The 17,806-nt window shown below is 36.9% G+C and carries 16 protein-coding genes and 1 pseudogene; 12 read left to right on the forward strand and 5 right to left on the reverse strand.

From position 1 onward, the window contains the following. Positions 1-11 precede the first annotated feature (11 nt). On the reverse strand, positions 12-1,112 hold the full coding sequence (locus ACIQLB_RS17885; RefSeq protein WP_400728655.1) for an extracellular solute-binding protein: 1,101 nt from the start codon (positions 1,110-1,112) through the stop codon (positions 12-14). Positions 1,113-1,762: 650 nt separating this feature from the next. Here ACIQLB_RS17885 and ACIQLB_RS17890 point away from each other — a divergent pair. Further along, a pseudogene (locus tag ACIQLB_RS17890) lies at positions 1,763-1,885 on the forward strand (S-layer homology domain-containing protein); the annotation flags it as partial. Positions 1,886-1,958: 73 nt separating this feature from the next. On the opposite strand, the gene ACIQLB_RS17895 reads toward ACIQLB_RS17890, so the two are convergent. Both ACIQLB_RS17895 and ACIQLB_RS17900 read right to left on the reverse strand, forming a co-directional pair. Then, a complete protein-coding gene (locus tag ACIQLB_RS17895; protein WP_400728658.1) occupies positions 1,959-2,876 on the reverse strand; it encodes an EamA family transporter in 918 nt (305 codons plus the stop codon). A 17-nt stretch (positions 2,877-2,893) separates the two neighbouring features. Then, a complete protein-coding gene (locus ACIQLB_RS17900; RefSeq protein ID WP_400728661.1) occupies positions 2,894-3,457 on the reverse strand; it encodes a GNAT family N-acetyltransferase in 564 nt (187 codons plus the stop codon). A gap of 177 nt (positions 3,458-3,634) precedes the next feature. On the opposite strand from ACIQLB_RS17900, the gene ACIQLB_RS17905 reads away from it, so the two are divergent. The 8 genes from ACIQLB_RS17905 to ACIQLB_RS17940 all read left to right on the forward strand — a co-directional run bounded on the left by ACIQLB_RS17905 (position 3,635) and on the right by ACIQLB_RS17940 (position 11,098). Continuing rightward, positions 3,635-4,582 (forward strand): carbohydrate kinase family protein, encoded by a 948-nt coding sequence (locus ACIQLB_RS17905; protein WP_400728664.1) that lies wholly within the window; start codon positions 3,635-3,637, stop codon positions 4,580-4,582. Positions 4,583-4,602: 20 nt separating this feature from the next. Continuing rightward, positions 4,603-5,034, forward strand: coding sequence for a protein-tyrosine phosphatase family protein (locus tag ACIQLB_RS17910; protein ID WP_400728667.1), 432 nt, complete (start codon positions 4,603-4,605; stop codon positions 5,032-5,034). A 244-nt stretch (positions 5,035-5,278) separates the two neighbouring features. After that, a complete protein-coding gene (locus ACIQLB_RS17915; protein ID WP_400728670.1) occupies positions 5,279-6,964 on the forward strand; it encodes a hypothetical protein in 1,686 nt (561 codons plus the stop codon). A 275-nt stretch (positions 6,965-7,239) separates the two neighbouring features. After that, complete coding sequence (locus ACIQLB_RS17920) at positions 7,240-8,343, forward strand: acyltransferase (protein WP_400728673.1); 1,104 nt, start codon at positions 7,240-7,242, stop codon at positions 8,341-8,343. A gap of 154 nt (positions 8,344-8,497) precedes the next feature. Then, complete coding sequence (locus ACIQLB_RS17925) at positions 8,498-8,701, forward strand: PLDc N-terminal domain-containing protein (RefSeq protein WP_049663636.1); 204 nt, start codon at positions 8,498-8,500, stop codon at positions 8,699-8,701. Continuing rightward, positions 8,698-9,591 carry an ABC transporter ATP-binding protein gene (locus tag ACIQLB_RS17930; RefSeq protein ID WP_400728675.1) on the forward strand — a complete coding sequence of 298 codons (894 nt, stop codon included), beginning with the start codon at positions 8,698-8,700 and terminating at the stop codon, positions 9,589-9,591. Before ACIQLB_RS17925 ends, ACIQLB_RS17930 begins: the two co-directional genes overlap by 4 nt. Next, a complete protein-coding gene (locus ACIQLB_RS17935) occupies positions 9,588-10,370 on the forward strand; it encodes an ABC transporter permease (RefSeq protein ID WP_400728678.1) in 783 nt (260 codons plus the stop codon). The genes ACIQLB_RS17930 and ACIQLB_RS17935 overlap by 4 nt, the downstream gene beginning before the upstream one ends. A gap of 569 nt (positions 10,371-10,939) precedes the next feature. Then, positions 10,940-11,098 (forward strand): hypothetical protein, encoded by a 159-nt coding sequence (locus tag ACIQLB_RS17940; protein WP_400728681.1) that lies wholly within the window; start codon positions 10,940-10,942, stop codon positions 11,096-11,098. Between the two features lie 18 nt (positions 11,099-11,116). Here the strand turns inward: ACIQLB_RS17940 and ACIQLB_RS17945 are convergent, their stop codons facing one another. Continuing rightward, a complete protein-coding gene (locus tag ACIQLB_RS17945) occupies positions 11,117-11,842 on the reverse strand; it encodes a DUF421 domain-containing protein (RefSeq protein ID WP_400728683.1) in 726 nt (241 codons plus the stop codon). Positions 11,843-11,960: 118 nt separating this feature from the next. On the opposite strand from ACIQLB_RS17945, the gene ACIQLB_RS17950 reads away from it, so the two are divergent. Beyond that, complete coding sequence (locus ACIQLB_RS17950) at positions 11,961-13,166, forward strand: MFS transporter (RefSeq protein ID WP_400728686.1); 1,206 nt, start codon at positions 11,961-11,963, stop codon at positions 13,164-13,166. Positions 13,167-13,589: 423 nt separating this feature from the next. Here the strand turns inward: ACIQLB_RS17950 and ACIQLB_RS17955 are convergent, their stop codons facing one another. Then, entirely contained in the window at positions 13,590-14,276 is a 687-nt protein-coding gene (locus ACIQLB_RS17955; RefSeq protein ID WP_400728689.1) for a histidine kinase, read from the reverse strand. Positions 14,277-14,982: 706 nt separating this feature from the next. Between ACIQLB_RS17955 and ACIQLB_RS17960 the strand changes: the two genes are divergently transcribed. Both ACIQLB_RS17960 and ACIQLB_RS17965 read left to right on the forward strand, forming a co-directional pair. Then, positions 14,983-17,397, forward strand: coding sequence for a Na+/H+ antiporter subunit A (locus tag ACIQLB_RS17960; protein ID WP_400728692.1), 2,415 nt, complete (start codon positions 14,983-14,985; stop codon positions 17,395-17,397). Further along, positions 17,384-17,806: a Na(+)/H(+) antiporter subunit B gene (locus ACIQLB_RS17965; RefSeq protein WP_400728695.1), complete on the forward strand. Its 423-nt coding sequence runs from the start codon at positions 17,384-17,386 to the stop codon at positions 17,804-17,806. Before ACIQLB_RS17960 ends, ACIQLB_RS17965 begins: the two co-directional genes overlap by 14 nt.

Genomic DNA, 17,806 nt, shown 5'->3' on the forward strand with positions numbered 1-17,806 from the left:
TTATTAATCGGTCACTTTTTCCCGCGTCCTTTAATATTGTTATCCCAATGTTCCATCCATTCTGCTTCGTTTTCAGACATGAGTTTCCAGTCTATATCAAACGTTTTTAAATCTAATTCTTTATACCACTCAGGCATAGCAGCTTTATCAATATCTGAGCGAGTAGGAATTTGATAGTAATCGTTTGCTAGTTGGGTCACCATACCTTTTTCAAATAAGAATTCGACGAAGAGCTTTGCATTTTCTAAGTTTTTGGCATTGTTGACAACTGCAACACCATCAACTAGAATCGGTGCACCACTTTTCGGATAAATATAGTCAAACGGATAATCAGTCGTATATTTCTTTAATAAAATATCTTGCAAATTCCATAAAGAAACACTGCCTTCTTGTCGTGTCATCTTTAAATAAAGCGCATTTGGGTCTTGTGTATATTCCTTCGTGTTGGCATCTAATTTTAATAACCAATCGTAGCCCTTCTCAGGTGAATCTGCACCTTGACGTAAAATCATAGATGAATAAATAGTACGCATCGTTCCAGATGCTAACACACCACGAATTAAAATTTTATCCTTCCACTTTGGATCTAATAAATCATTCCAATCTTGTGGACCTGTTTCTTTCGTTAATACATCACGGTTAATCATAATGACCTCTGGCAGTAACATTTCACCAAACCAACGACCATCTGCATCTTTATAAGCTGCATCAATGGAGTCGTTAAAGCTCGGCTTCCAAGCGTGAAGTAAACCTTCATTGGCGCCGACAGTTAGTGCAGATTGCGTACCGCCCCACCAAAAATCAGCCTGAGGATTTGCTTTTTCACCACGTAGGCGTTCTAAAATTTGCTGTGCGCCCATCGTTAAAAATTCCACTTCAATGTCCGGGTACTTTTCATTAAACTGATCGATTACCTTTTGCACCATTTCTTCATCGCGCCCTGTATAGATAACAAGCTTTCCAGATGGCTTAGCTGCTACATCGGTCTTTTCAGAACTGGATGTTTTGTCGCTATCTTTTGCATCTTTTGTAGATGCCTTGTCACTACTACAAGCAGCTAAGACAAGAAGCATCAGCACAAGTAAAAAACCGAAGATACGTTTTTTCTGCATAATCTCCCCCCTTCCTAATAGTGAAAAACTTACATACTATCAGTATAATCTTTAAACCTGACATTAATGTTAGAATAATTAAAAAATTATAATTAGTTTCATCATAGCTAAGTAAATTCTAGATAGCAATGGCGCTTCACTAAAGTCGAAAACTCTTTAAAGTAGCGAGAATTAAAGCTTTTCAGAGTAGATTATCAAAATATGTTCAAAAGTGAACAAAAGTTGATTTTGGTGATTTTGAAATGCATGCTATTATTTTAAGAATAATTCGAATTATTTGTTATTAAAAAATGAAAAGGAGTGAAGAGACATTATTGGTAGGTAATTTTTTGAATAAAAAAATTTTTTTCGATTTGCATAGTTTGTATAGCTATAATTTCGCTATTTAGTCCGACAATTGTTTCTTCTTTAATGATAACTGACAACAAAATACTAAATACTCATTATTACATTCAATATATTGCTAATTTGTTGAGTTTCCATTTAAGTTTATTCTTCCTTGTTTTGTTAGCAATATTCTATTTGTCAAAAAAGATCGATGACTAATTAGTACAGACAAAACCTACCTAAAATCGATGTGAATAGAGATTTTAGGTAGGTTTTAATTGTTCTTTAAACGATGACATTGACTTTTTTCTTGGGCGAGTGGATATATTGCCACTCTTGCGGACTACAACATTGCGCTAGGCGATGAAAACGGTAATTTTAGACCGAATGAAAACTTAACACGAGCTCAATTTACGGCGTTTATGTATCGAGCACTTGGTTTATAAAAGTTCATATATAAATAAGGGAGATGTATCAAAAAATAGGATACATCTCCCTTTCTAATGTAGATTAAAGTATTTATTTACTGATAGGCTCTAGAGATTTTTCCTTTTGTCGTCGCTGCGAAAGTATTGTCGGTAGCATCATACCGACAATAACCAAAATAATACCGGCTATTTGTAAAGAAGTTAATGGTTCGTCGAGAACAATAACTGAAACAGTTACAGCAACGGGTAACTCCATAGCACTTAAAATAGAGGCAAGAGCGCCTCCCACCTTCGGAACAGCTATAGAGAATAAATAAATTGGCAAAATAATACCGAAGAGTCCTAGTGCTAGTCCAAATTTCCATAAGCCCCCGGTGAATAATTTGCCGTTCCAAAGAACTTCAGGGTTTAGGAAAATACTAATCATGATAAGAGCGACAAAGGAAACGATCAACACGCGTGATGTAGTTGTAATACCTTCCACGTGACGAGAGTTAAATTGAATAAAGCAAGCAAAAGTAAAGGCAGCAGCAAATCCTAGTAGCCAGCCTTGAATGGCAATACCGCTTAAATCTACATTTAGTACGCCAGCAGCTAAAATAGTTCCAGCAAATAATACAATAATTGAAATCACTTCAGTTCGACTTGGTAGGCGTTTATGAAGTGCGCAATCTATTAATAAGCCGATCCAAGTGAATTGGAAGAGCATTACTACTGCAAGAGAGGCTGGTAGATACTTTAATGATTCGCCGTATATAATTCCTGTAGTGCCGGTAAATATCCCGGCGCACACCAAAATAAGCAGTCCCTTTTTAGAAAGCTTCGGTAATTGTCTTTGTGTCACTATAAAAATAGTTGCAACAAGCATAAAGCCAATAATATATTGACTCGATACGGCCTCTCCTGTTGTAAAGCCATGCTGCATAGCTACTTTGACAATTGTCGATAATACACCGTAGCTACTAGAAGCAATGACAATCAAAAGAGGATAAATTAAATTCTTTTTCATGTTTTTTATTTCACTTCCTAAAATTGCTTGACCATATGATGAAATGGTTCATCGATTATGGACCATGGCTCTGTAATGACAAAGCCCATACGTTCATAAAGACGACGAGCGTCCTCTTTTTCCGTTTCAACATTTAATGATAATTTTGTATAACCTCGTTTTTCTGTTTCCGCTAAGACAAATTGTAGTAATAATGTTCCTATTCCTTTACCACGAGCTTCTGGTGCTACACAAATAGTATCAATATAATATTCATCTTCATGAGCTTCTTTATCGATGATGATGGATGGCGCATTTTTTTCTTCAAGCCATTTTACGAGATTTGCATCCATATGAATGGCTTCGACACCATTATAGTAAACAAGAATTCCTAGTACTTGCTCATTCTCAACTGCAACAAAAGTATTTAAATAGGAATGTCGATTATCCTCACGCTTGAATAGTACAGTAAGTTCTTGCTCCACTGCTTTAGCTGTCAGTTCTCCGGTTAAACGGTTGGCAATCTCACCAATCGCATCAATAATTAGTGGTATAACGGCATGGGCATCCTGTGGTTGCGCTTGTCGAATTGTAATACTCATTGTCAAAATCCCTACCTTTCTATAAGCAAGTATAACAAAGATAGAGGATGACTCAAGTTTTTGAATAAATGGTGATATTCTGACGGCATCATTGGTTATTTTTCCGAAAGTTTAAAACTTTATACGATATCTGATTTCGTGTTAATCTATAATGACTAGAGTTTCGGGAGGACAACAATGACAAAGGAAGATAAAGATTATATTTTAGTTTATGGAGATGCTTTTATTGACTATATCGCAGATGATGTAACAAACACATCTTTTACTAAATATATGGGTGGTGCAACGGTAAATGTTGCTGCGGGAATTAGCCGTATCGGCGCTCCATCTGCATTAATTACGATCACAGGAGACGACGAAGGCTCTCAGTTTGTTCGAGATGGCCTTGCACAAGAAGGGGTAAGCCTGGATTATGCAGTATTTAACCCTGCGAAGCGTGTTAGCGGTGTCTATGTACATTTAACAGAAGCATGTGAGCGAATTTTTAAAGATTATGTCGATGAGACGCCAGATTTACAAGTAGAAGCAATACAATTAAATGAAGCAGCTTTTAAATATGCATCTGCTTTAACAGTATGCTCGGGTACAATGTTCCATCCTACAGCCCTTGATACAACACGTGCTGCTGTAGAAATGGCAAAGGAAAAAGGGGCAATTATCGCAATGGATGCGAATATTCGTCCTCTACGCTGGAGCAGTGAGCAGGTTTGCCGTGAAACGATCACGTCATTTTTTGAGCACGTAGATATTTTAAAGGTTACTGATGAAGAATTATTTTTCCTAACAGAAACAACTAGCTTGGAAGAGGGCATTGAGCAGTTAAACAGTTATTTAGTGCCCATTATTTTAGTAACAGTGGGGGAAAATGGCACATATGCGGTATTAAATGGTGAAGTTATCCATGTACCGACAGAAAAGGTAGTGCCAGTAGATACTACAGGTGCTGGAGATGCATTTATGGCTGGTGTATTACGCGATATTCATTACAATGGTTTACCTACAACGGAAGAAGAACTTGTTCGTTGTGTAAGCTTTGGCAATAAGCTAGGTGCTATGGCAGCTACTAAAGCAGGAGCATTAACAGCCCTTCCATTTTATGATGATATTAAGCATTTACTTAAATAGTCGTTTGGAGCGTGCATACAATGGAAAAAAATTACGATGTATTAGTGAAGGATCGATTATTTTTTGGCGGTGCGAAAGATGCAGATTCAGCTTTTGAACAAGAAACGGTTGATATCGTGATTGATGTTCGAGTAAATGGCTTATCTAATGAGGAGCAAGAATCAGCTTCATATGCGTACAAGCATATGCCGATTGCTGATGAGGACATAGAAGTAGCACCATCTATTCAAAAAGTGGCGAAAGAAATTGTTTCTGCTTATGAGAATGGGCAGAAAGTGTACTTCCATTGCGGAAGCGGGGGAGGTCGCGCAGGAGTGGCTGCCACTGCTGTATTGATGGAACTTGGCATGGCCAATTCTCTAGAGGAAGCGGAAGAGGCCGTAAAGAACGCCCGTCCACAAGTAACAATTCGTCCAAAAATGGCAGATGCATTGCAGAAGCTATTTAAGTAAATGAGAAGATGTACCAAAAGGTTTTTCAACCCTGGTACATCTTCTTTTTTAGTTTTAATGAATTATCCTTTTTTGCTCTTTGAAAGTTTATCGATAAAATTCAAAAGTTGGGCGATAATTCCTGAAAGTGTTCCGATAAAACTAAAAAGTTGGATGACATTATGTTAAAACGTGGTTTATTTTTGAAAATATAATTCACTTTAATTTTTGTAAGTTAAAAAATACAAATTTAGGAGTGAATCAAATGACTACATTTACATCCTTACAAGAGGCTCAAGCCTTCGCCGAAGCTTTTCTTTTATCAACTGAGCAGGTATCTTTAAACCATCCTTATAAGAAGGATAAAGGTCGATATCCACGAGTGCGAAAATTTTTCCAAGACCATCTATTAAATGGTACAAGTGATGCGTCCACATATCAACAAGGTGTTGGACAATTAATGATGTTCTGTGCCCAATTCGCCCAACAAAAAGCACTAGTTGGCGAGCGTGATGCAGTTTACAAGGAAATGGTTAATAATGTTATTCCCAAACTTTTGGAAAGAACATATAATTTTCCGACAATCAATCCATTAGCTGGCTTTATTTATCTTGGTGTAGCGATGCTTAAGAAATTAGATGAATCGCAAAGTGATGTATCTCTTTCTAATGTAGATGAGTTGTTAGTGCGATACCGAGATTATTTTGCTAATGAAGTATTAAGTTCTAAAGAATACCATGCTCTAATGTATCATCGTACTCCGTCTGCTTGGACATACAATGACTCAGAAAAAGCGTACCGTTTTGCTACTGGACCATATTCGGGGCAAATCGGATACTGGATAACTACTGCCGATTTATCTACCGATCCTCAAAAAAATTACTTAGAGATGCCAACAGTTCTGGATAGTTCAGGACAAGTTACTTTCGCTGGTATTCAACCAGGAACAAGTGGAAGAGATTATATAGATCATCATTCCTTTTGCCACACTAAAAACCAGCGATTTATTCTTAATGCCTCGCTCAATGCAATTGCTTTATGGATGGCGGCACATGTTTATGATGTAAAAGTTAATGAGACTGGAGCTTCATTAAACCCTGCCTATAACATGAAAAATGCAATTAGAGATGTTCTTAGCTATACTCATTGGGGTTCCAATACTTCAGTTGCTAATGCTTCTAAAGGGTGTTTCCAACAAGAGCCCTTTAACGGTGCATTAACTGCTAGAAGAGTCCTCCCGGTTCATGGATTTTCCGAGGTAAATCTAGCGAATAGTATGCTGCGAGCTCGATTTGATTCTCCGGCATATAATACATTTGCAATAACATTCTTACAAATCTTTGCAAGTTTAATTGAAAATCCAACAGTTTCGTCATGGTATAATCTTGTTCCAAACTTTAAATCAGATTCTGGAGTTATGGTAACTCAGATGATTAATACCTACCAAGATATATTTACAAACTATTCAACTATCAAAAATACTTTAATTAATAATTTGTTTAGCCTAGCTAAATATTGGGGTATGTACATTCCGGAAAATGCAATGTTAGGTTCATCCGAGATGATTAAAAATCCGTGGCAAATACCTAATAAGGGTGAGGGGATTAATCAAGCCATGGTTGGATTGTTCAATGTTTATCCTGGATTCACAGGTCAAGGATTTGCAAGTAGTAACAATAAAATAGGAGAAGCTATTAAACTTCAACTTGAAGTTGGTCAAGCATTACACGGCCAAAGTTTCTTCCCATCGCACGATCGTTCTGGTCTTTGGGATTTAGCCCGCTTAGATATATTAGCCGATGCTTCAAATACAGATGGAACTGTTAGCTCTGCTACAGACCTTACGACTACAGATAAAGAATCTCCAAACTGTGCCGGAGCACGTCGCACATTCTACGCTTTAGCTATGGCGTTAGCAGTCGATGGTTCTAATGGATTCAAATTAATTTAATGCCCCATTAGGATGGAAGGAAACATATAAATAATGACTAGCTGCGATATAAAAGCCTAATCATGAACGCATATAAATTTGGAGATATTTCAAATTTATATGTGTTTTTTATACAACTGTGATTTTTATAAATTATCGTTGCGGCTGGAGCCCCTAAGAAAGCACTCAGCCGCAACGGAAATCAATCCCACTTTATGGTAAATAACCGTTAAAATAAGGATTGTTGACGCCCTAGTTAATATATAGTTATTATTGTGTCTAGGGAGGTTCTTCAATTGCCTTTAAAGAAAGAACGAATTGACGCAGTAAAATTTATGCGAGTAACAGCGATGTTACTTGTTATATTAATTCATGCAACTGGGGTTGCACTGAGTAAAATCTCAAATGATAATTCCTCTTATTTTGTCTATTTATTTTTAAACCGCTTTACACGCTTTGAAGGGGCTGTTTTTGTATTTTTAAGTGGACTTACATTGTTTTACAATTACGAATCGAAACCTTTTACAAAACAAACATGGACAAACTTTTACAAACGTAGATTTTTGTTTATTCTAGGACCTTTCCTCATTTGGTCTATTTTTTATGAGCTATTTTCCTACTATCAAGGATTCCGAGTGTTTGCAGGTGGGAAGGCAATGTTCACTTCCATCGTTACAGGGGGAGCCTATTATCAATTATATTTCATATTAATTTTAGTGCAGCTCTATTTTTTAATGCCGCTTTTCATATATCTCGTAAAACGCTTTTGGTGGTTTAAAAAATATTTATTATTCATTGGCTTTACTGTTGAAGTAGCTGTTCAAAGTTACTTTGAAATGTTTGATATTTCCTTTACCGTTCCTTTATTTGCTATATACATTGCGAGCTTTTTCTTCGGTGGCTGGGTTGCATTACATTATCAATTTTTAAAGGAACAATGGTCGAAAAGGCAATATTTCGTATGGATATCCTTTACCTTTTTATTAGGAATAGCTTACACAATTCTGTATTATTTCCGCAGCGTATTGGAGCATGATGAAATTTCATACATAGCATTTAAATTTTTGTCTACTAGCTATATGCTTCTCTCTTGTTTTGTACTATTCAAAATTAGTATTTGTTTAGTTCATCACGGAGGACGAAAGCTCAACGAATTTGCAGAGCATTTAAGAATTTATTCGTTTGGGTTTTATTTAGTCCATCCATGTATTTTATATTTATTGAGCGATACTATTTTGAGTGGCCTCGTTACTTCACATATACATTTATATATATTTCTGAGATTTGTCTTAACGGTCATTTTCTGTTATGTATTTATTCGCTCATTGCATCTTCTTTTCCCTCGTGCATGGTTTTTATTTGGAAATTTACCTGCACCAAAGAAGAAAAGTTCGCTTTAGATATTCTTGAAATTATCAGTTGATAAAAATCAAAAACAGCCTTAGCTCCTCATAATTGTTGATCTTTGGCTGTTTTTGCATACGTAAATTTGTGCTATACATATTAGAACAGTTTTTGTTATAGTAATAATATAACAAAGATGAGGTGATCTGTATGATGGAGGAGTTAGCGAAAGTTCCTTGGGCAGTCATAGCGCCACTAATTGTGGTTCAATTTATTTTAATGATTGTTGCTCTAGTCGACTTGCGAAAAATCCATGCCACTAATGGGCCTAAGATATTATGGGTGTTTCTTATTATTTTTACTAGTTATCTCGGATCGATTGCGTACTTTATAGTTGGGAGAAAACAATCATGACGATATTACTTCAGGTAACAAAACTTACAAAGCAATTTGCAGAGAGAGTAGTTGTGGATGGAATCGAGTTCACATTAGAAAAAAACACATCGACAGCTTTAATTGGACCTAATGGCGCTGGTAAAACAACGACATTATCGATGCTAACAGGTTTATTAAAACCGACCTCTGGAAGTGTAAAAATGCTGGATGGTGATGTAAGAGCCAACATTGGTTTCTTGCCACAATATCCGCAATTCCATCCTTGGTTAAGTGCGTTAGAGTTTACTGAAATGGCGGCAAAGTTAAATGGTGTACCTGCAAAAAAAGCAAAGTTAGAAGCACAAAAAACGCTTGAGTTTGTAGGTTTAGGTAATGATTTAAATAAGAAAATTTCCACTTTTTCTGGAGGCATGCGGCAACGACTAGGTATTTCCCAAGCAATTGTGCATAAGCCGAAATTGCTCTTATTAGACGAACCAGTATCTGCTTTGGATCCGGTTGGTCGTAGGGAAGTTCTTGATTTATTGAAGGGCTTACAACAAGAAACAACTATTTTATATTCGACACATATTTTAAATGATGCCGAAGAGATGACAGATCAATTACTGTTTTTACGTGATGGAAAGCTAGTAGAACAGGGGACATTACGTGAAGTTCGACAACGTTTCGATGAACAAAATTATGTTGTAGAATTTAGCACTGAAAAAGAAGCAAAACTTTTTGCTAGTCAATCTGAACTTATAGGAGAAGCAAAGGGTAGTCATGTATATATAGAAATTATTGATGAAAAACCGAGTATGCAGGAGCTGCTTCAACATTTGAGTAGTTGTCCTTATAAAATACGAAAAGTGGAGCGACAAACAGCATCACTTGAAGAGATTTTCATGAAGGTGGCGAGAAAAATATGAGAGGATTTAATGTACTTCTGCAAAAGGAATTCAGAGAAGCTTGGCGAAGCTGGAAGTTTTTATGGATACCTCTTGTATTTGCTTTGCTCGGTATGAGTGATCCACTGACAAACTACTATATGATGGATATTTTAAATGCGGTTGGTAACGTACCAGAGGGCTTTGAAATGTTGATGCCAGAATTAATGCCAGTTGACCTATTACAAGCTTCCATTGGACAGTTTCAAACGATAGGTTTACTCGTATTAATGGCTACTTTCGTAGGAGCCATTAGTAAAGAAAGAGCAAGTGGAATGGCTACTTTATTGTACGTCCGTCCTATATCGTTCGGCGCTTATTTTATGAGTAAATTTATCGTCATGAGTACTGTTGGCTTTATTAGTATTTTAGCTGGTTTTGCTGCGAGCATATACTATACGGTCGTGCTTTATGGAACATTTGAGATTGGGCCACTTATAGCAAGTTTTTCCACGTATTTTTCTTGGCTACTCTTCGTGATAGCAGTGACATTAATGATGAGTGCGACTTTTAAAACAGTGATCGCTACAGCATGTGCATTTGCTTTCATATTTATTGGGCAAATATTGGACGCTTTAGTTGGGGCGTTTTGGACAATATCACCGTGGAAATTACCGGTATATGGTGTTCAATTAATGAGGGGCACGATGGAGATGTCGGATTATTGGTTGACCCTATCTATTACATTAGTTATCACGATCATTTGTATGAGTATAGGAATTTTAACAATGAAGAAAAACGCATCGATGACGAAAATTTAAAGGAAATGTACCCTGCCAATAGAAAACTATAGTGTACTTAGCCACATGGTTAAAGTAAGAATTCCATGTCTGTTGAAGTGCTATTCCGTTACACATAAGTAACTTTATTAACTTTATTTTATAATGGTTTAATCATATTTATGAGCATCAACCTGGTAGATTCCTGCCGAGTTGATGTTTTTTTTATCTAAACTAATTATAAGAACTGTTCTTGGAATATCCATAACTTAGGAATATAATGTAGCTGTAACTCATGGTTTGTCGAACAACTCAGAAAATATAAAAATATAAGTAGGAGGATGTGGTTAAATTGGCTACAGAAAATTCTGATCGCTTTCTCATTTCATTTAACTTCTTTCAGCTGGTCCAAACACCAGCTGAAAGAAGTTAAAGCCTCCGGCGGATGTCACGGAATCAGAAAGGAGTTCACATAGGATGTTAGCCTAAAATCATCGCATCCATGCGATAACGCCTTAGCTACGATGATGGGAGGCGATCAAATACCTAAGAAGATTCCGACCTTACATGATATATTAATGCATGAAAAGAATAGAGTGAATTATAAATTTGTGAGTAGATACATAACGATTTACGAGGCTGAAGATATTTTTAAACAAGGAGTGGAGCGGGGACGCCGCTTTGAAGCTTTATTAATAACGGAGCATGGCAAACCACATCAAAAACTAATCGGCATTGTTACACCATTAGATATTGTAAAAATAGATTAAGCAAGACGAAACAAGCTGTTAAGGGCTTGAGCGTCTTGCTTTATCCTTCATGCTTATATAGAGGGAACCGTTTGCTTGAACCTGAGCAAAATAAACATCTTCAACGGATTGGACATTTTGCTTTTTCAGCTTTTTCATAAGCCAATCTTCAGTTAATTCAAGTTCAACTAAGTTTTCATAAATAACCTTCCCATCTGAAGCTACTTCTGTTGGTATATAGGTTGGTGGTGTAACATCGGCCTTTACATCTTGTTTTGTAGCTGGTTGTTCAGCAGGCCTTGGTAGTACACTTAATTTACCCGTAGTTTCAAGTAATGCGTATTGTACATCTTGTACAGAGAATACGGCTTGTTCCCTTAGCATCATCGCTAATTCATCCATATGCAAACGATTCTTCTTTAAGGCAGACTCTAAAATAATTCCATTTTGAATAAGGATTGTAGGCTTGTCATCAACAATCACACGGGCTTTTTTAGATTTAATGGTTATGATGGTCATTAAATATGTTAAAACGCTCCACCAAATGAGGGCAATGAGTCCATCTAAAAACGGTGTCTCAGCCTGTGCTGCTATTTCTGATGCAATGGAACCAAATGTGATACCTGTTGTATAGTGGAAGAATGTAAGTTGTCCAAGCTGTTTTTTTCCTAGTAGTCGGGTTACGATGAGTAACGCAAAGAAGGAAAGTGTGGACCTAAGTATCATTTCCCAAAAATCAGCTTTAAAAAATTCGTCTATATTCATACATAAATCAACTCCCTTAAAACTGCTATTTCAATAAATAGCTTGTGCAAAAAGGTTAATAGTATGCGACGATCTCTTATAAATGGAGATTAAATAAAATTGGAAAGTAGGTGGCGACATGAATAAGAAAATAGAAAATTTAAATAATCCGGTCTATCCCATTATGATTGCAATAGCTGTTGCCCATCTTATCAATGATACGATGCAGGCCGTTATTCCAGCGATGTTCCCGATATTGAAGAGTGATTTAGGGTTAACTTTCACACAAATAGGTCTTATTTCGTTCGCATTAAATATGTTTGCTTCTGCTTTGCAGCCTGTTGTTGGTTTTGCTAGCGATAAAAAGCCGATGCCTTATGCTCTACCGATTGGTATGATAAGTTCATTCATAGGCATTGCTATTATAGCGTTTACATCACAATATTGGATAATTATTATTGCAGTATTATTTTTAGGGTTTGGCTCAGCTATTTTCCATCCTGAAGGTTCACGTGTTTCATTCATGGCAGCGGGCTCAAAAAGAGGACTTGCTCAATCGGTTTATCAAGTTGGCGGTAACTCTGGGCAAGCACTCGCACCACTAATTAGTGCTTATATTTTTGCTTTGCTTGGACAACGTGGTGCCGCGATTGTCTTAGTAGTGGCAGCAATAGGTATTGTTATATTGAGCAAAATTGCAGTGTGGTATAAAAAGCAGTTGGAGCAAGAACGTATGGCAAAGAAAAAACGAGTGTTGATTTCTAACTTGCCTCCATTAACAAAGAAACAAGTAGGCATTGCGTTGACGTTACTATTTACTATTATTTTTGCGAGATCATTTTATACAACTAATATTACAAGTTTTTATGTATTTTATTTAATGGATCATTATGGTGTTAGTCTTCGCCTTGGACAAATTTTAATTTTCACCTTTATGGCATTTGGGGTCGTTGGCACATTTTTCGGAGGTTCATTATCAGATCGAATTGGTAGAAAAAACGTTATTTTACTGTCCGTTGTTGTACCGATGCCATTTTGTTTAGCGTTGCCTTATGTACCGTTATGGGCAGCAATGATATTTTTAGTAATTATCGGTACACTCATTATGATTAGCTTCTCGGTAACGGTTGTCTACGCACAAGAACTTGTTCCGACAAAAATTGGGACAATGGCTGGTTTAACAACTGGTTTTGCTTTCGGAATGGGTGCAATCGGTGCGATGGTAATTGGTGTATTAATGGATCATAGGGGTATTGATTTTACGATGATGGTCGTATCTTTGCTACCATTATTATTACTAGTAGCATTTTTCTTACCTAAGGATAAACCAGCTTCGGCGGTGTAACGCTTAGGTAAGAGTGAAAGATAAAAACGCTACTCCTAATTGCATAAAGCTGTATGGTGATTTTTTTGCGAGGAGTATCGAAACAGTTTGTTTTCCTCCTAGGTGAGGCTTGTCTTGGGAGAATAATTTAGGTTGGATCTTTTTAGTATTTTAATCAAAGTTATTAAACTATTTTGGTTTAGCTTGCTATTCATACCAATGATGAGGAACTGTTGATTTTTCACGGAGAGTGGTGACTCCTGCGGGATGAGCTTGCGCTGAAAGCCCCGCAGGAACGTAGTGACGAGGAGATTGAAGCCAAGCCCGCGGAAAGCGCCAACTCGGAGTGAAAATCAACTTTTGATTAATGCTACACTTTAATTTATATTCATTATTTTATAGATAAGCTAAAACGCGTTCTCAAGTTAGAAGAACGCGTTTTTATTATTGACGTAATGGGGATAAAAATTCAGTCGGAAGTTTTCCCTTATCTAGTACATAGCCCTCTGATACGTGAACTTCATGCATTTTATCATTGTAAGTGAATTTAAAAATACCATTATCAAAGTCAGTGCCAATCTCTTTGAAAAATATTCCTTCAATTGATACATATTTAGGACATGTAAATGCTACTTTAAAATCCTCATGTTCTTGGATTAAATAAGCACGTACCCCTTTTTCATATGTATCGTTAGCATCATCGTCAGTTGGACGTTGGACAGCCACGATGTGAAAATCAACAAAAGGAACCTCTTTTAATAAGACGTTTAGGAAGGAACCCTTTGTAATCTCTTCCCAGCGACTTTGTGCGCTTTGGCCTACGATGATTTGAGAAATTCCGTAGTTTTTTGCCACTTCTGCAATAACCTTTTGTATTGGGCGCTTTTCATTATCTTGTAATATAAACTTTTCAATTTCAAGCTCATCAGATAACTTTTTCCATTGCTCGATGTAGCTAGATTTCTCTGCATCAAATGCATCAAGGGGTTGCGAATCGACGGAAAGAATATATAATGGACAATCTAACATTGTAGCCATTTTATGACCACGTCGTATTAATCGCTCACCGTTAAGCCCATAGTAGACACAAACTAATATACTTTCGTCTAAACGCCCTTTTATATGCTTCATAAAAATTAACACCTCATATCTTGTCTTTATTTTGTCATTTTTACTGTAGATTTTGAAAAAATATCCTAAAACAGCTAAAACCGATACTGATACAGTGCATTATGCTCATTTGTATTGTATACTAAAAAACGTATAAAAGTTAATGATAATATATTGGAAAAACCTTGAGGAAACAGGATTATCTCTATACTTTACAGTTATTTGATTTATGCATTTCATGCATTTAAACTAATTGCTTCTATATGCCACACTATTATGCAGTTAGTTAAAAAGATAGTCAAGTGACTCGGTACGCCGTAGTGACAGGAATAGTGTGTACATTTTATCTCTTCAAAAGTCATGCTATTTTCTAAAGGCCTTAAGAAAATACGTTATTGGTTATTCAGGTTTCTTAAGATAGGGAGTTCATAGCCTGAAAAGTTCCCCTGGTTTTATGCAGTGCTATCACCATAAAATAATATGCGCTGAATGTTGAATGAACTAGATTTGTCATTATTTATTATTTCTATTACTTCAACACATACCACTTACTTTCCAATTCAAGGAGTACACAAATCAAATTTTGTACGTGAAGCAAAGTATAAAACAGTAGTAACTTCAGTAGATTTGGGAATACTTTATTATCGGTTATTTTCTCATATACACAGTTTTTCGCACCATATCAAACAGCGGTTGCTAAACGAATTTGTTAGTAGGAGGTTTTCACTTGGTTACAGTTCTCTTTGCGATACTTTTACCAATTGTTTGTGCTGCGCTTATTCCACTACTTTATAGGCGACTAAGGCGTGTTGCACATCTTGGCTGGTTTGTTTTATCCGTTCCATTCATCTTGTTTCTTTTACTCGCGAGCTATATTCCTCAAATTGCCGAGGGTAAAACGTTTATTCATACATATGAGTGGATTCCCTCTTTTAATATAAATTTCACAACTTATCTCGACGGACTCAGTATGATTTTTGGCTTGCTGATTACGGGTGTAGGTAGCTTAGTCATTTTATATTCTATTTTTTATTTATCAACGAAAGAATCTCTTCATCATTTTTACTGCTATTTATTACTTTTCATGGGCGCTATGCTTGGCGTCGTCTTTTCAGATAATTTAATGGTATTATACACATTTTGGGAGCTAACAAGTGTATCTTCATTCCTGTTAATTGCTTTTTGGCATCATCGAAAATCATCTCGCGCTGGTGCAAGAAAAGCGATGACAATTACCGTTTTTGGTGGCCTTTCAATGCTTGCGGGCTTTCTAATGCTTTATGTGGCATCTGGTACATTTAGTATTCGTGAAATCGTAGCTAATGTAGGGACTATACGAGATCATACATTGTTTATCCCAGCGTTAATCCTCATTCTAATTGGTGCATTTACAAAATCTGCACAGTTTCCTTTCCATATTTGGTTGCCAGATGCGATGGAGGCGCCAACACCAGTTAGTGCTTATTTACACTCGGCAACGATGGTAAAGGCCGGCATATATTTAGTTGCACGTTTTTCTCCAGTATTTGGAGGAGAGGCTGTTTGGTTCTGGCTAGTAAGTGTGATTGGTCTTGTAACGTTGTTCTGGGGCTCATTTAATGCTGTGCGGCAAACAGATTTAAAGGCGCTATTAGCCTTTTCAACGGTTAGTCAGCTCGGTCTAATTATGAGTTTATTTGGACTAGGATCCGTTGGTCATTATTACGGCTATGCTGCAGATACTGTTCTTTACACGCAGGCAAGCTTTGCAGCGTTGTTTCATCTTATTAATCACTCCACGTTTAAAGGTGCACTATTCATGATGGTTGGTATTGTCGATCATGAGGCGGGCACACGCGATATTCGCCGTCTCGGAGGATTAATGGCCTTAATGCCTGTGACCTTCACAATTGCAGTCATTGGCGGATTTTCTATGGCCGGCTTACCTCCATTTAATGGCTTCTTAAGTAAAGAAATGTTTTTCGCAGCGGTACTAGCTATTCGTAATGTTGAGGCATTTTCAATTTCCGATTTGGGACTGCTATTTCCAATCGTGGCATGGGTAGCAAGTATCTTTACATTTGTTTACTGTATGATTTTAATCAGTCGAACGTTTTTCGGAAAACTACAGCTTGATAAGTTGGATAAAAAACCGCATGAAGCTCCATTAGGTATGCTACTTTCGCCAATTATTCTGTGCGTCTTTGTAGTGGGGATTTTCTTCTTCCCAAACGTGCTAGGGCATTATATTTTAGAGCCTGCTATGGCTAGTATTTATCCAGCATTCCCATCAACTAGTGAATTAACACCACATATTCATGCTTGGCATGGCATTAATGCTGAATTGTTAATGACTTTTGTTGTAGTAATTATTGGGATCATCTTATTTAAAACGTTAAAAAGCTGGAAGCCTTTGTATCGGATATTCCCGCAAAGATATACGTTTAATATGTATTACAATCGTTTGATTGAGTTTGGTGAAAATGGTTCTGCAAAGCTTACGAATCGTTATATGACAGGTAATTTAACGCATTATTTTGTCTATATATATGTATTTTTTGTTGCGCTTATCGCAGGATATTTTATATGGTCGGATGCTACTGCATTTAACTTTGCGAAGGATTCCGTAATTGAGTCCTATGAGCTCATTTTAGTGTTTGTCATGATGTTCGCTGCAGTATGGATGATTTTCGCTAAAGGACGCGTAACAGCCATGTTGTTGAATGGCGTACTTGGCTATTCAATCGCATTTTTCTTTGTAATTTTCCGTGCTCCTGATTTAGCATTAACCCAATTAGTCGTTGAATCTGTGACAACAGCATTATTCCTTCTATGTTTTAAATATTTACCTGATTTAATGCCTGAAGCTTCTCGTAAAAAAATGCAATGGTCTAAGGCGATTATATCCATTTCCGTTGGCGCCACAGTTACATTAATAGGCTTAGCGGTTGTCCATTTCGATCGCTTTGAGCCAGTGGCTACTTACTTCAATGATTCCTACGAACTGGCGGGTGGTTCAAATATTGTCAACACAATATTAGGCGATTTCCGTGCATTTGATACGATGCTAGAAGTTGTCGTTCTTCTGATTGCTGGCTTAGGAGTGTATACATTAACGAAGCTAAAGCCACGAAAGGAGGAAGCGGATCATGAAAATAAATGACGTTATTTTGCGTACAATCACAAAGACGGTCGTCTTCATTATTTTAACCCTTGGAATTTATCTATTCTTTGCAGGGCATCATGCTCCAGGTGGAGGTTTTATAGGTGGCCTCGTACTGGCCTCTGGCATTGTTCTACTATATTTAGCGTATGACATTGAAACAGTGCATAAAGGAATGCCATTTGATTTTAAAAAAGTGGCAGCGCTTGGCGTATTACTTGCGACAGGCACAGCAATCGGCTCACTATTTTTTGATGTTCCGTTTTTAACGCAGACATATAGTTATATAAATGTGCCGATATTCGGGAAAATGGGCTTTTCGACTGTAACCATTTTCGAGGCTGGCGTGGCTTTAACGGTAGTAGGTGTTGTGGTCACAATTATTTTAAGTATAAGTGAGGATGAGTAG

It is taken from the genome of Lysinibacillus sp. NPDC092081 (assembly GCF_044755845.1).
Taxonomy (GTDB): domain Bacteria; phylum Bacillota; class Bacilli; order Bacillales_A; family Planococcaceae; genus Lysinibacillus.

Coding starts and splice junctions, on each gene's coding strand:
- ACIQLB_RS17900 (WP_400728661.1), bottom strand. CDS start 3,457: ATGAGTATTACAATTCGACAAGCGCAACCACAGGATGCCCATGCCGTT.
- ACIQLB_RS17925 (WP_049663636.1), top strand. CDS start 8,498: ATGATGGAGGAGTTAGCGAAAGTTCCTTGGGCAGTCATAGCGCCACTA.
- ACIQLB_RS17895 (WP_400728658.1), bottom strand. CDS start 2,876: ATGAAAAAGAATTTAATTTATCCTCTTTTGATTGTCATTGCTTCTAGT.
- ACIQLB_RS17965 (WP_400728695.1), top strand. CDS start 17,384: ATGAAAATAAATGACGTTATTTTGCGTACAATCACAAAGACGGTCGTC.
- ACIQLB_RS17910 (WP_400728667.1), top strand. CDS start 4,603: ATGGAAAAAAATTACGATGTATTAGTGAAGGATCGATTATTTTTTGGC.
- ACIQLB_RS17930 (WP_400728675.1), top strand. CDS start 8,698: ATGACGATATTACTTCAGGTAACAAAACTTACAAAGCAATTTGCAGAG.
- ACIQLB_RS17955 (WP_400728689.1), bottom strand. CDS start 14,276: ATGAAGCATATAAAAGGGCGTTTAGACGAAAGTATATTAGTTTGTGTC.
- ACIQLB_RS17950 (WP_400728686.1), top strand. CDS start 11,961: ATGAATAAGAAAATAGAAAATTTAAATAATCCGGTCTATCCCATTATG.
- ACIQLB_RS17885 (WP_400728655.1), bottom strand. CDS start 1,112: ATGCAGAAAAAACGTATCTTCGGTTTTTTACTTGTGCTGATGCTTCTT.
- ACIQLB_RS17915 (WP_400728670.1), top strand. CDS start 5,279: ATGACTACATTTACATCCTTACAAGAGGCTCAAGCCTTCGCCGAAGCT.
- ACIQLB_RS17935 (WP_400728678.1), top strand. CDS start 9,588: ATGAGAGGATTTAATGTACTTCTGCAAAAGGAATTCAGAGAAGCTTGG.
- ACIQLB_RS17945 (WP_400728683.1), bottom strand. CDS start 11,842: ATGAATATAGACGAATTTTTTAAAGCTGATTTTTGGGAAATGATACTT.
- ACIQLB_RS17905 (WP_400728664.1), top strand. CDS start 3,635: ATGACAAAGGAAGATAAAGATTATATTTTAGTTTATGGAGATGCTTTT.